12 protein-coding genes and 1 pseudogene are annotated in these 12,422 nt (G+C 61.8%); 6 read left to right on the forward strand and 7 right to left on the reverse strand.

Annotated features, from left to right (window positions below; genetic code table 11):
- Positions 1–5: 5 nt before the first annotated feature.
- On the reverse strand, positions 6–983 hold the full coding sequence (locus tag ACZ889_RS04150; protein WP_004574918.1) for an NADPH:quinone reductase: 978 nt from the start codon (positions 981–983) through the stop codon (positions 6–8).
- 160 nt (positions 984–1,143) lie between these two features.
- Here ACZ889_RS04150 and ACZ889_RS04155 point away from each other — a divergent pair, with 160 nt between their 5' ends.
- The 3 genes from ACZ889_RS04155 to aroE all read left to right on the forward strand — a co-directional run bounded on the left by ACZ889_RS04155 (position 1,144) and on the right by aroE (position 3,574).
- Positions 1,144–1,377 (forward strand): hypothetical protein, encoded by a 234-nt coding sequence (locus tag ACZ889_RS04155; protein WP_143999436.1) that lies wholly within the window; start codon positions 1,144–1,146, stop codon positions 1,375–1,377.
- A 435-nt stretch (positions 1,378–1,812) separates the two neighbouring features.
- Entirely contained in the window at positions 1,813–2,724 is a 912-nt protein-coding gene (hemF, locus tag ACZ889_RS04160) for an oxygen-dependent coproporphyrinogen oxidase (protein WP_143999437.1), read from the forward strand.
- 25 nt (positions 2,725–2,749) lie between these two features.
- A complete protein-coding gene (gene aroE, locus ACZ889_RS04165; protein WP_010951480.1) occupies positions 2,750–3,574 on the forward strand; it encodes a shikimate dehydrogenase in 825 nt (274 codons plus the stop codon).
- Between the two features lie 129 nt (positions 3,575–3,703).
- Here aroE and ACZ889_RS04170 read toward each other — a convergent pair whose 3' ends face one another.
- The 3 genes from ACZ889_RS04170 to betC all read right to left on the reverse strand — a co-directional run bounded on the left by ACZ889_RS04170 (position 3,704) and on the right by betC (position 7,853).
- Positions 3,704–5,269: a SulP family inorganic anion transporter gene (locus ACZ889_RS04170; RefSeq protein ID WP_102886211.1), complete on the reverse strand. Its 1,566-nt coding sequence runs from the start codon at positions 5,267–5,269 to the stop codon at positions 3,704–3,706.
- A gap of 128 nt (positions 5,270–5,397) precedes the next feature.
- Complete coding sequence (gene choX, locus ACZ889_RS04175) at positions 5,398–6,321, reverse strand: choline ABC transporter substrate-binding protein (RefSeq protein ID WP_180689050.1); 924 nt, start codon at positions 6,319–6,321, stop codon at positions 5,398–5,400.
- 14 nt (positions 6,322–6,335) lie between these two features.
- Positions 6,336–7,853, reverse strand: coding sequence for a choline-sulfatase (gene betC, locus ACZ889_RS04180; protein WP_017147851.1), 1,518 nt, complete (start codon positions 7,851–7,853; stop codon positions 6,336–6,338).
- 108 nt (positions 7,854–7,961) lie between these two features.
- On the opposite strand from betC, the gene ACZ889_RS04185 reads away from it, so the two are divergent.
- Together ACZ889_RS04185 and ACZ889_RS04190 are read left to right on the forward strand one after the other, a co-directional pair.
- Positions 7,962–8,861: a choline sulfate utilization transcriptional regulator gene (locus tag ACZ889_RS04185; RefSeq protein ID WP_179053183.1), complete on the forward strand. Its 900-nt coding sequence runs from the start codon at positions 7,962–7,964 to the stop codon at positions 8,859–8,861.
- 77 nt (positions 8,862–8,938) lie between these two features.
- Positions 8,939–9,073, forward strand: a pseudogene (locus ACZ889_RS04190) (choline sulfate utilization transcriptional regulator); the annotation flags it as partial.
- Between the two features lie 122 nt (positions 9,074–9,195).
- Here ACZ889_RS04190 and ACZ889_RS04195 read toward each other — a convergent pair.
- Positions 9,196–9,813 (reverse strand): NAD(P)H-binding protein, encoded by a 618-nt coding sequence (locus ACZ889_RS04195; RefSeq protein WP_108078768.1) that lies wholly within the window; start codon positions 9,811–9,813, stop codon positions 9,196–9,198.
- 52 nt (positions 9,814–9,865) lie between these two features.
- Between ACZ889_RS04195 and ACZ889_RS04200 the strand changes: the two genes are divergently transcribed.
- Entirely contained in the window at positions 9,866–10,198 is a 333-nt protein-coding gene (locus ACZ889_RS04200) for a DOPA 4,5-dioxygenase family protein (protein WP_003253084.1), read from the forward strand.
- Between the two features lie 120 nt (positions 10,199–10,318).
- Here the strand turns inward: ACZ889_RS04200 and trpA are convergent, their stop codons facing one another.
- Entirely contained in the window at positions 10,319–11,128 is an 810-nt protein-coding gene (gene trpA / locus ACZ889_RS04205; protein WP_047603773.1) for a tryptophan synthase subunit alpha, read from the reverse strand.
- Positions 11,125–12,342: a tryptophan synthase subunit beta gene (gene trpB, locus ACZ889_RS04210; protein ID WP_004575268.1), complete on the reverse strand. Its 1,218-nt coding sequence runs from the start codon at positions 12,340–12,342 to the stop codon at positions 11,125–11,127. The genes trpA and trpB overlap by 4 nt, the downstream gene beginning before the upstream one ends.
- Between the last annotated feature and the right edge of the window lie 80 nt (positions 12,343–12,422).

The following is a 12,422-nucleotide window of genomic DNA, read 5'->3' on the forward strand; positions in this document are numbered from 1 at the left end:
GTGGCTCAGGGGATTAGTACAGTCGATCCTACAGTCCGCCGCGCCGACAGCTCTGCCTGCGCCTTGGCCGCCTCGCTCAGTGGATACCGCTGCTGGATATCCACAACCAGCTTCCCGCTCGCAATCATCGCAAACAGGTCATCGGCCATGGCCTGGGTGTTCTCGGCATTGTTGGCATAGGTGGCCAAGGTCGGCCGGGTGACATACAGCGAGCCCTTCTGCGCCAGGATCCCCAGGTTCACCCCGCTCACCGCACCGGAAGCGTTGCCAAAGCTCACCATCAACCCACGCGGGCGCAGGCAGTCCAGCGAGGTCAGCCAGGTGTCGGCACCCACGCCGTCATACACCACCGGGCATTTCTTGCCGTCGGTCAGCTCCAGTACGCGCTTGGCTACATCCTCATGGCTGTAGTCGATGGTCGCCCAAGCCCCCAGCGCCTTAGCCCGCTCGGCCTTTTCGGCAGAACTCACGGTACCGATCAGCTTGGCGCCCAAGGCCTTGGCCCACTGGCACGCCAGCGAACCCACGCCGCCAGCCGCCGCGTGGAACAGAATCACATCACCCGGTTTCACCTCATAGGTCTGCTTCAGCAGATACTGCACGGTCAAACCCTTGAGCATCACCGCCGCCGCTTGCTCGAAACTGATGTTGTCGGGCAGCTTGACCAGGTTGGCCTCCGGCAGCGTATGCACTTCGCTGTACGCCCCCAGCGGGCCCCCGGCATGGGCCACGCGGTCGCCGACCTTGAGCCGGGTCACACCCTCGCCCACCGCCTCGACCACGCCCGCAGCTTCAGTACCCAGGCCAGAAGGCAGGGACGGCGGCGCATACAGCCCGCTGCGGAAGTAGGTATCGATGAAGTTCAAGCCGATTGCATGGTTACGCACACGCACCTGCTGTGGGCCGAGCGGGGTCGGGGCGAATTCCACCAGCTGCAATACTTCCGGGCCGCCATGCTGAGTGAACTGGATACGCTTTGCCATCACACGCTCCTTTAGTTGGATCGAAATCTGTAGATACTAAATAGTAGCCCCTTAACACAGCTGTTTGGTTGTAGTCAACTGAGTTTTCTGTCAGTTGTTATAAGAAAAATGAAGGTTCAAGATCTTATTCGCAAGACAACTAATTAAGAGGGAGTTGAAAATGGATATTGAGTATACTATGACTATGATCCTAGAAAACGGTGAACCTGAGAGGGTGTACCTACCGCAAGAACAATTGAAATACATTTTTGAGCATATGGAAATAGGCACCCATGTTTGGACAACCAATAATTATTATCAAACTGGAAAACTTATTTACAAAGATTTCCGTGGGGAGATAGCTCATCTGCTGATTTCAGTTCCCGACCAAGATTCAAAAAAATCATATTTCTAAATCAACGGCTGTTTTTGCATTGATCTGGAAGTTTGGAAAGGCTACATCTTCTTAATTTCCAGATTTTTTTGTTAGATGCAATGTTTTTCGATATATTCACGGCGTTAGAAACTTTAGGCTCTGTACTAAACGCCTTTACACTTAGTCATGCTGTGTTGAAAATAGCTTAGGAATACTCATTTACTCCAGTAAAACTCCGCTTCCTCGGCTGTTTTCGCCATGCCTGAGCGGCGTCTCAAGACGTTTCATACAGAGCTTGGGTCGTAATGATCGGATCGGTAAGCATGTACCCATAAGCAAAATGACATCATTTTGAGTTTAGTGTGCCTCAAGATAACTCAATGCCCTCTTTGCTTGACCATCGTTAACTACGACGCGGCGTCGGCCGGTGTTATGCTACGTGGCGAATTTTCCTCGCTCCTTCCTGGTGACCCGATGACTAGCCGCACCGAGGCCGTGAAAGCCTACCTGCTCGACCTGCAAGACCGCATCTGCTCTGCCCTCGAAACAGAAGACGGCGGTGCCCGCTTCGTCGAGGACGCCTGGGTGCGCGAAGCCGGTGGCGGGGGCCGCACGCGGGTTATCGGTGAGGGCAACGTGATCGAAAAAGGCGGGGTCAACTTCTCCCATGTGTTTGGTAGCGGCCTGCCGCCGTCGGCCAGTGCCCACCGCCCCGAACTGGCAGGCCGTGGCTTCGAAGCCTTGGGCGTGTCGCTGGTTATACACCCGCACAACCCGCATGTGCCCACTTCCCACGCCAACGTTCGCTTCTTCATCGCCGAAAAGGAAGGTGAAGAGGCCGTATGGTGGTTCGGCGGCGGCTTTGACCTGACGCCATACTATGGCAACGAAGAAGACTGCATCCACTGGCACCGCGTGGCCGAACAGGCCTGCGCACCGTTCGGCGCCGACGTGTATCCGCGTTACAAGGCCTGGTGCGACCGCTACTTCCACCTCAAGCACCGTGGCGAGCCACGCGGCATCGGCGGCCTGTTCTTCGACGACCTGAACGAGTGGGACTTCGACACCTGCTTCGCTTTCATCCGCGCCATCGGCGATGCCTACATCAACGCCTACTTGCCGATCGTCCAGCGCCGCAAAGACACGCCTTACACCCCGCAACAGCGCGAGTTCCAGGAATACCGCCGCGGCCGCTACGTGGAGTTCAATCTGGTCTACGATCGTGGCACCCTGTTCGGCCTGCAATCCGGTGGCCGCACCGAGTCCATCCTCATGTCGCTGCCGCCTCAGGTGCGCTGGGGCTACGACTGGAAGGCTGCACCCGGCAGTGAAGAAGCGCGCCTGACCGAGTACTTCCTGCAGGACCGCGACTGGCTCGGCCAGTAAGCCTGTGGATAACCAAGGAGCCGTCATGGACCAGTACGTCGTTTTTGGTAACCCCATCGGCCACAGCAAGTCGCCGCTGATCCACCGCCTGTTCGCCGAGCAGACCGGTCAGGACCTGGAATATGCCACGCTGCTGGCGCCACTGGACGAGTTCAGCGACTGCGCGCGCGGCTTCTTCAAGCAAGGCAGTGGCGGCAATGTCACCGTGCCGTTCAAGGAAGAGGCCTTCCGCCTGTGCGACAGCCTGACCCCACGTGCCCGGCGCGCAGGCGCAGTGAACACGCTGAGCAAGCTGGCTGATGGCACCCTGCAGGGCGACAACACCGACGGCGCTGGCCTGGTGCGCGACCTGACGGTGAATGCCGGGGTCGAGCTGGCTGGCAAGCGCATTCTCATCCTCGGTGCCGGTGGCGCCGTGCGCGGCGTGCTGGAGCCTATTCTGGCGCACAAGCCGCAGTCGCTGGTGATTGCCAACCGTACCGTGGAAAAGGCCGAGCAGCTGGCGCGCGAGTTCGATGAACTGGGGCCGGTAGTGGCCAGCGGGTTTGCCTGGTTGCAGGAACCTGTGGATGTCATCATCAACGCCACCTCGGCGAGCCTGGCCGGGGAATTACCACCGATTGCCGACAGCTTGGTCGAGGCGGGTCGTACGGTTTGCTACGACATGATGTATGGCAAGGAGCCGACGCCGTTTTGCCAGTGGGCTACCAAGCTGGGGGCTGCCAAGGTACTGGATGGGTTGGGGATGCTGGCTGAGCAGGCGGCTGAAGCCTTCTTTATCTGGCGTGGCGTGAGGCCGGATACGGCGCCGGTGTTGGCTGAACTGCGCCGGCAACTCGCTCGGGGCTGAGATGGCCGGGGCCGCTTTGCGGCCCTATCGCGACACGAGGCCGCTCCCACAAAGTACGTCGTACGCCGATCCTCTGTGGGAGCGGCCTCGTGTCGCGATGGGCTGCAAAGCAGCCCCAGAATCCCAATCTCATTCCTCAAACCGGATCGGGCACAACTCCACCCCTTCCAGCTTCTGCAACTCCTCGATCACTTGGGGCCTGGCCCGGTGCAAGGTCAAACTCCCCCCCAATCGCCGCAACCTTCGTGCCTCACGGTGCAACATATCCACACCCGAGTAATCGATGAAATTCACCTGCCGGGCATCGATCACTACATGCGGCCCTTGGCAGCGCTGCAAGCGCACCTGCAGGTAATGCGCCGCACCAAAGAAAATCGACCCACCTACCCGCAAGACATCCGCGTCCCCTTCACGGCTTTGTTGGATCCGTGGTCGTGAGGTGCGCTTCAAATAGAAGAACAGCGAAGCCAGCACCCCGGCATAGATGGCCGTCTGCAGCTCCAGCAGCAATGTCGCTGCAGCCGTCAGCGCCATCACCAGAAACTCCGAGCGGCTGACCCGGAACAATGCACGGATCCCTCGGTGGTCCACCAACCCCCAGCAGATCAGCAAAATGCTGCCGGCCATGGCCGGTATCGGCAGGTGCGCGATCAGGCTGGCGCCGGTCACGGCGAACAACGCCACCCACAGCGCAGAAAACACCCCGGCCATCGGTGAGCGGGCGCCCGCCTCGTAGCTCAGGCCCGAGCGGGTGAAGGAGCCGGCAGACAGGTAACCAGAGAAAAATGCACCGGCAATGTTCGACAGGCCCTGTGCGCGTATTTCCTGGTCCGGGTCGATCAGTTGTTCTGAACGTGCCGATAGCGAGCGGGCAATCGACAGGCTGGTGACCAACCCCAGCATGCCTACCGCAACGGCGCTGGGCAGCAGACGCAACATAAGCTCCACGTCTAGCAAAGGCAGCGGGCTGAAAGGCGGGAGTTGCCCGGTGAACGCTGCCACCCGCGGCACATGGCCAAAGAAGCCCGGCAACAGCCAGGCCAGCAAGCTGACCAGGATCAGGCTTATCAACAGGCTCGGCCAGCGTGGGCGCCAAAGCTTGAAGGCCACGCCGATCACTACGGTGGCCAGGCCCAGCAGCAAGGAAGGCAGGTCGACCTCGCCTGCGTGGCTGGCCAGGTCTTGCACGGTCTTCAGCGCGGTGGCCTGGCTGGGCAGGGCCATGCCCAGCAGGTTGGGTAGCTGGCCCAAGGCAATGACGATGGCGGCACCCAGCGTGAAGCCGAGCACCACGGAATGGGAGACGAAGTTGACCAGCGCGCCGAAGCGCAACAGCCCGAGCAGCAGCTGGAAAATGCCGCCGAGGAAGGTCAGCAGCAACACCAGCGTGATGTAGTCAGCGCTGCCGGCCACGGCCAGCGGGCTGATGCTGGCGTAGAGCACGATGGAAATGGCAGCGGTCGGGCCGCAGATCAGGTGCCAGGAAGAGCCCCACAGGCAGGCGATCAGTACCGGCACGATGGCGGCGTAAAGCCCGTATTCGGCGGGCAGGCCGGCGATCAGGGCGTAGGCGATGGATTGCGGCAGGGCGAGGATGGCGCCGCTCAGGCCTACCAGCAGGTCCTGGCGCAGGCTGCGGCCCGATTGGCGGGGAAGCCAGCTGAGGAAGGGCAGCAGGTGGATGATGCGATGCATGAGATATTCACATTTCCGAAGGTCCACTGTCCCCTTGTAGGCGCGGGTTTACCCGCGAATACGGCGGTACATTCACTGCAGCATTCGCGGGTAAACCCGCTCCTACAAGGGGCGCGTCGTGTCTGAGATTACAGCTTGGCTTTGACGGCCTCCAGGGCATCCCCATCGGCCTTGGTGGTAACCCCGGCCAACCACCCATCCAGCCGTTCAGGATGCGCTTTCACCCAAGCCTTGACCGCTTCATCGAAGCTGATCTTCTTGTCCACAACCTCTGCCATGATGCTGTTTTCCATGTCCAGTGTGAACTTAAGGTTACCCAGCAGCTTCGCGGCATTCGGGCAGGCTTGTGGATAACCCTTGCGCGTCAGCGTGTAAACCTCCCCCTTGCTGCCGAACCATTTTTCCCCACCGGTCAGGTAATGCATTTTCAGCTTCACGTTCATCGGGTGCGGGGTCCAGCCAAGGAAGGTGATGAATTGCTGCTTCTTCACCGCCCGGTCGACCTGGGCCAGCATCGCCTGCTCGCTGGACTCCACCAGCTTCCACTGGCCGAGGTTGAATTCATTCTTGTCGATGATTGCCTTGAGCGATAGGTTGGCCGGGGCGCCGGAGCCGATTCCGTACAGCTTTTTGTCGAACTGCCCGGCGTGTTTCTGCAGGTCAGCGAAGTCCTTCACCCCGGCATTCCACACATAGTCGGGCACTGCGAGGGTGAACTCGGTTCCCTCCAGGTTGCGCGACAGCTGCTGCACATCGCCGTTGGCGATGAACTTGTCATGGAAGCCTTGCTGCGCCGGCATCCAGTTGCCGAGGAAGGCGTCGACCTGGCCGTCCTTGAGGCCGCCGTAGATGATCGGTACGGCCAGGCTGTCGATCTTCACCTGGTAACCCAGGCTTTCCAGTAACAGGCGTGCCACGGCATTGGTCGAGGCAATATCACTCCAGCCGGGGTCGGCCATTTTCACGGTACTGCATTGCGCATCGCTGTCTGCGGCGTGGGCCGTGGTGGCGCTCAGGGCCAGGACGAACACGGCGGCGGAGAACTTGTGCATGGCGGCCTCTCTTCTCAATCCAGGGGGGCGGGCTGTGGATAACGTGCCTTGCGCTCGAGGTCATCGAGATCGATGTGGTTGCGCATGTACTGTTGGCTGGCGTCCACCAGTGGTTGGTGATCCCAGCTTTTCAGCTTGCCGATGGCCAGCGCTTCGGCCACCAGCCGGCGGCGGCGCTGGCTGGCCAGCACCTGCTGGCGCAGGCTGGGGATGTCCCAGCGCTGTTGCGCTTCATCGACAAATGCCTGCAGCAGCACCTGGTGGTCCGGGCTGCCGGTGAGGTTCTCCCGCTCGTGCGGGTCGCGGCTCAGGTCATAGAGTAGGCATGGGTCGTCTTCGCTGTACACGAACTTGTAGGGCCCGCGGCGGATCATCATCAGCGGGCCGACGGTGCCTTCGGCCATATACTCGCCGATCACCTCGTCGTGACCGCCCTGCCCTTGCAGGTGGCCCAGCAGTGAGCGGCCGTCCAGATGCAGGTCTTTATCCACAGCGCCGCCAGCCAGTTCGACCAAGGTTGGCAACAGGTCGCAGGTCGACACTGAAGCAGTGACCCGGCCCGCTGCAAAGCGCTTCGGCGCATGGATCAGCAGCGGCACCCGCGCCGACATTTCAAACCAGTGCATTTTGTACCAGAGGCCACGCTCGCCAAGCATGTCGCCGTGGTCGCCGGAAAACACGATCAGTGTGTCATCGGCCAGGTTGCATTCCTCCAGGGTCTGCAGCAATTGGCCAATGTTGTCATCGATATAGCTGCAAGCGCCGAAGTAGGCGCGGCGGGCGTCGCGGACCTTGTCCACAGGCAGTGGCTTGTTCCACAGGTCGTAGACTTTCAGCAGGCGCTGGGAGTGCGGGTCGAGTGCTGCCTGGCTGAACTCGGCACGGGGCATGGGGATATCCACACCTTCGTAGCGGTCCCAGTAGCGTTTGGCAATGGTGTAGGGGTCGTGCGGGTGCGTCATTGAAACGGTCAGGCAAAATGGCCGGCCATCGTTTTCGCGCACATGGTCGTACAGGTACTGGCGCGCCTTGAACACCACCTCCTCGTCGAAATCCAGCTGATTGGTGCGCACGCATGGACCGGCCTGCAGCACCGAGGACATGTTGTGGTACCAGCTTGGACGCACATCGGGTTCGTCCCAGTTCACCGCCCAACCGTAGTCGGCCGGGTAGATGTCGCTGGTCAGGCGTTCTTCATAGCCGTGCAACTGGTCCGGGCCGCAGAAGTGCATCTTGCCCGACAGCGCGGTGCGGTAGCCCAGGCGACGCAGGTAATGGGCGTAGGTCGGCACATCGGCAGGGAAGTCGGCCGCGTTGTCGTAGGCGCCAATGCGGCTTGGCAACTGACCGCTGACCAGGGTGAAGCGTGATGGCGCGCACAGTGGGCTGTTGCAGTAGGCCGAGTCGAACACCACGGCTTGCTCGGCCAGGCGGCCGAGGTGCGGCATCTTGATGGGCGAAGGGCCGTAGATGGGCAGCAAGGGCGCGGCCATCTGGTCGGCCATGATGAACAGGATATTCGGACGCGTCATGGTGGCTTCCATCGTTGAGGGTTATGCGAACTGCTTGCCTACCAAGATGCGACTGTGGATAACATGGGTAAAGCCCATGGCGGGCAATGACTGGGATTAGCCAAGCTTATGTTTGAGCACCTTGCCGGGTTGTCGCTGGATACCTTGCGCGTATTCGAGGCTGCTGCGCGCCTGCGTGGCTTTACCGCTGCGGCGCTGGAGTTGGGTACCACGCAGCCGGCAGTGAGCCAGCAGGTGAAGCGCCTGGAGGCACAGTTGGGCACGCGCCTGTTTGACCGCATTTACCGGGGTATCGAGCTGACCGAGGCTGGCCAGGTGCTGTTCGAACAGGTGCATCAGGGGCTGCAGGCCATGGATGACGGTATTTCCCAGGCCAGCGGGCGCGGCCAGCGCGAAGTGCTGCAGGTCGCCACCGACTTTGCCTTTGCGGCGTTCTGGCTGATGCCAAGGCTGCAGCGCTTTCATCAGGCTTATCCACAGGTGGATGTGAGCCTGGTGACGGGTGAGCGCAGCCAGGGCATGTTGCGCCCGGACATCGATGTGGCGGTGCTGTTTGGCGATGGACGCTTTCACCAAGGAGAAAGCCGCTGGCTATTCGATGAGGAAGTGTTCCCGGTGTGCAGCCCCCATCTGATTCATGGCAAAGCCTTGTCAGCTGTGGCTTTGCAACGATTGCCGCTGCTGCATCTGAAGGGCGAGCAGGCCAGCCGCTGGTTTGACTGGGCGGGGGTATTTCGTGGGTTTGGTGTGGACAGCCCACCGCCGGCGGGGCAGTTGCGGTTTGATAACTATACCTTGCTGATTCAGGCAGCGATTGCCGGGCAAGGGGTGGCGATTGGCTGGGCTCACCTGGTGGATGGATTGGTGGAGCAAGGGTTGCTGTGTCGGCCGCTGGAGGGGAGCTTGCGCTCGGAACGCGGCTATTACGTAGTTTTGCCGCCGCGCAAGCGGCGTGGGGCGTTGATCGAGCGGTTCGTGGATTGGTTGGAGCAGGAGCGCAGCCTTTGAGATTTTGGGGCCGCTTTGCGGCCCATCGCGACACAAGGCCGCTCCCACAGTTGCACTGCGCACGCCGGCCCATGTGGGGGTTGCTGTGTCGGCCGCTGGAGGGGAGTTTGCGCTCGGAACGCGGCTATTACGCAGTTTTGCCGCCGCGCAAGCGGCGGGGAGCGTTGATCGAGCGGTTCGTCGATTGGTTGGAGCAGGAGCGCAGCCTTTGAGATTTTGGGGCCGCTTTGCGGGCCATCGCGACACAAGGCCGCTCCCAGAAAGACACTGCACACGCAGGCCCATGTGGGAGCGGCCTTGCGTCGCGATGGGCTGCGCAGCAGCCCCCGGCAATCTAGACCACGAAGTTCAGATGCTCGCCCCGGTGCAAGTCCAGCTCCAGCATGTCCACCATCCCCGCTGCGATCCTGGCCAAGCGCCGCAACGGCTCAGCCAGCCCAGGCTCCAGCGTCCCTTCGGTATTGCGAAAATGCTCCATGCCCAACCCGGCCAGTTCCTGCGGTGCATTGATCAGCGTCCAGTGCAACGCACTGCGCTGCAACCCATCAACCACTTTGGCCACGCAATCCCGCTCCATCTCGCTGTACTTGCTCGGCTCATCCAGCACATCGAAATCGCCCACAAGCAGCAGCCGGCGTATAGTCGTATGCGCAAGCCCCGCCACCAGCGCCTCGCTCAAGCGTGCCTGCCCCGGCAGGTCACCCGGCGCCAGCGCTGGTAACAGGGCGATCACCGCCGAGCCGCCCGCTGCGCCCTGCTCCGCCTGGTGGGCATCACCCAGCCCCCCTATCTTGAAGTGCAGGCCCGGGCGCGGCGAATGGCGGTTGAGGTCGTCGACCACGGCGATGACTTCGTGCTGGCGCGACAGCAGCTCGACCATCAGGGCATTGCCCAGGCTGCTTTCAGGCCCGAACAGGACCAGTTTGAACACTGGGGTTTCGGCGTTTTTCACTGCATCACTCCTGTTGCAGGTGGTGATGGTTGGACCGCAATCAGGAGCTATCGTGCAGAGGATCAAGGGTTACCACGCCCACGTTTATTACGACGCAGCCACCATGGAGCAGGCCCGCGAACTGTGCGAGGAGGCGGCGCGGCTGTTCCCCGTGACCATGGGGCGCATGCACCAGAAACCGGTTGGGCCGCATCCGGACTGGAGTTGCCAGCTGGCGTTCGGGCCCGAAGTGGTGGGGGTGGTATTGCCTTGGTTGGCGCTGTACCGCAAGGGCCTGGTGGTATTCATGCATCCGGAAACCGGGGATGAACTGGCGGATCACCGGGATCATGCGATCTGGATGGGGGCCGTGCGGCCCTTGAATCTGTCGATTTTTGGGGGCTAGGCGGGGGTAGCCTGTGCTGGCCTCTTCGTGGGTGAACCCGCTCCTACAACGATAGCGCAGAGCCAGAGGGTGGCGCTGGCCCCGTAGGAGCGGGTTTACCCGCGAAGCAGACGACGCGGTTTAGCGGCGTGCGCCACGCACCCCTTCAGCCAATGCCGAGCACAGGCTCAATACATCGGTCACCGCCTGATCGGCGCTTTGGGCTTGGGCGATCTTGTCGACCAGTGCCGAGCCCACCACCACGCCATCGGCCAGGCGGGCAATGTTCGCAGCCTGTTCCGGCGTGCGAATGCCGAAGCCAACGCTGATCGGCAGATCGGTATGCCGGCGCAGGCGGGCAATGGCTTCGGTCACATGCTCGGTGGTCGCCGAACCTGCACCGGTTACACCAGCCACCGACACGTAGTAGACGAACCCGGAGCTGCGCTCCAGCACGCGCGGCAGGCGCGCGTCGTCGGTGGTCGGGGTGGTCAGGCGGATGAAGTCGATGCCTGCAGCCTGGGCCGGGGTAGCCAGTTCGGCGTCGTGCTCTGGCGGAAGGTCGACGATGATCAGGCCATCGACGCCCGCGGCCTTGGCTTCAGCCACGAACGTGTCCACACCAAAGCGGTGGATAGGGTTGTAGTAGCCCATCAGCACGATCGGCGTGGTTTGGTTATCCACACGGAATTCGCGAACCATCTGCAGGGTCTTGGCCAAGGTCTGACCAGCCTCAAGGGCGCGCAGGGTGGCCAGCTGGATGGCCACGCCATCGGCCATCGGGTCGGTGAACGGCATGCCCAGCTCGATCACGTCGGCGCCAGCAGCCGGCAGGCCCTTGAGGATCTGCAACGAGGCGTCGTAGCCCGGGTCGCCAGCTGTGACGAAGGTGACCAGTGCCGAGCGGCCTTCGGCCTTCAGCTCGGCGAAGCGTTGTTCAAGACGGCTCATGCGTGTTTCTCCTGGGCGGCCATGTGGTTCATGACGGTTTGCATGTCTTTGTCGCCGCGGCCCGACAGGCACACGACCATCAGGTGGTCCTTGGGCAGCTTCGGTGCGCGCTTGATCGCTTCGGCCAAGGCGTGGGAGCTTTCCAGGGCTGGAATGATGCCTTCCAGACGGCAGGTTGCGTGGAACGCATCCAATGCTTCGTCATCGGTGATGCTGACGTACTCGACGCGCTTCACCTCATGCAGATAGGCGTGCTCCGGGCCGATGCCCGGGTAGTCCAGGCCTGCGGAAATCGAGTGGGCATCGGTGATCTGGCCGTCTTGGTCCTGCAGCAGGTAGGTGCGGTTGCCGTGCAACACGCCCGGTACGCCGCCGTTCAGGCTGGCGGCATGCTTGTCGGTGTGTACGCCGTGGCCACCGGCTTCAACGCCGATGATCTGCACGCTCGGCTCTTCGAGGAATTCATGGAACAGGCCCATGGCATTGGAGCCGCCGCCGACGCAGGCAACCAGGCTGTCTGGCAGACGGCCTTCCTTCTCTTGCAACTGGGCACGGGTCTCTTTGCCGATGATCGACTGGAAATCGCGGACCATGGCGGGGTACGGGTGTGGGCCAGCCACGGTGCCGATCAGGTAGAAGGTGTCTTCGACGTTGGTAACCCAGTCACGCAGGGCTTCGTTCATGGCGTCTTTCAGGGTGCCGGTGCCGGCGGTAACCGGCACGATCTCGGCGCCCAGCAGCTTCATGCGGAACACGTTCGCCTGCTGGCGCTCGATGTCGGTGGCGCCCATGTAGATCACGCAAGGCAGGCCGAAGCGCGCGGCGACTGTGGCGGTGGCGACACCGTGCATGCCGGCGCCGGTTTCGGCGATCAGGCGCTTTTTGCCCATGCGCTTGGCCAGCAGCACTTGGCCGATGCAGTTGTTCACCTTGTGCGCGCCGGTATGGTTGAGCTCTTCACGCTTGAAGAAAATCTTCGCCCCGCCGCAATGCTCGGTCAGGCGCTCGGCGAAGTACAGCGGGTTGGGGCGGCCGATGTAGTCGCGCTGAAAATAAGCCAGCTCTTCAAGGAACTTGGGGTCTGCCTTGGCCGCTTCGTATTCGCGGGCCAGGTCCAGCACCAGTGGCATCAGGGTTTCGGCCACGTAGCGGCCGCCGAACGAGCCGAACAGGCCATTGGCGTCGGGGCCGGGGCGGTATTGGGACTGGGTCATGGGGCGCTCCAAGGCGTAGTGAATGAGTGATGGGCTTTACTCTAACCACGGCAAGCTCGGCTGAAAACCGATAAGATTGC

Source organism: Pseudomonas sp. TE3895 (assembly GCF_056278855.1).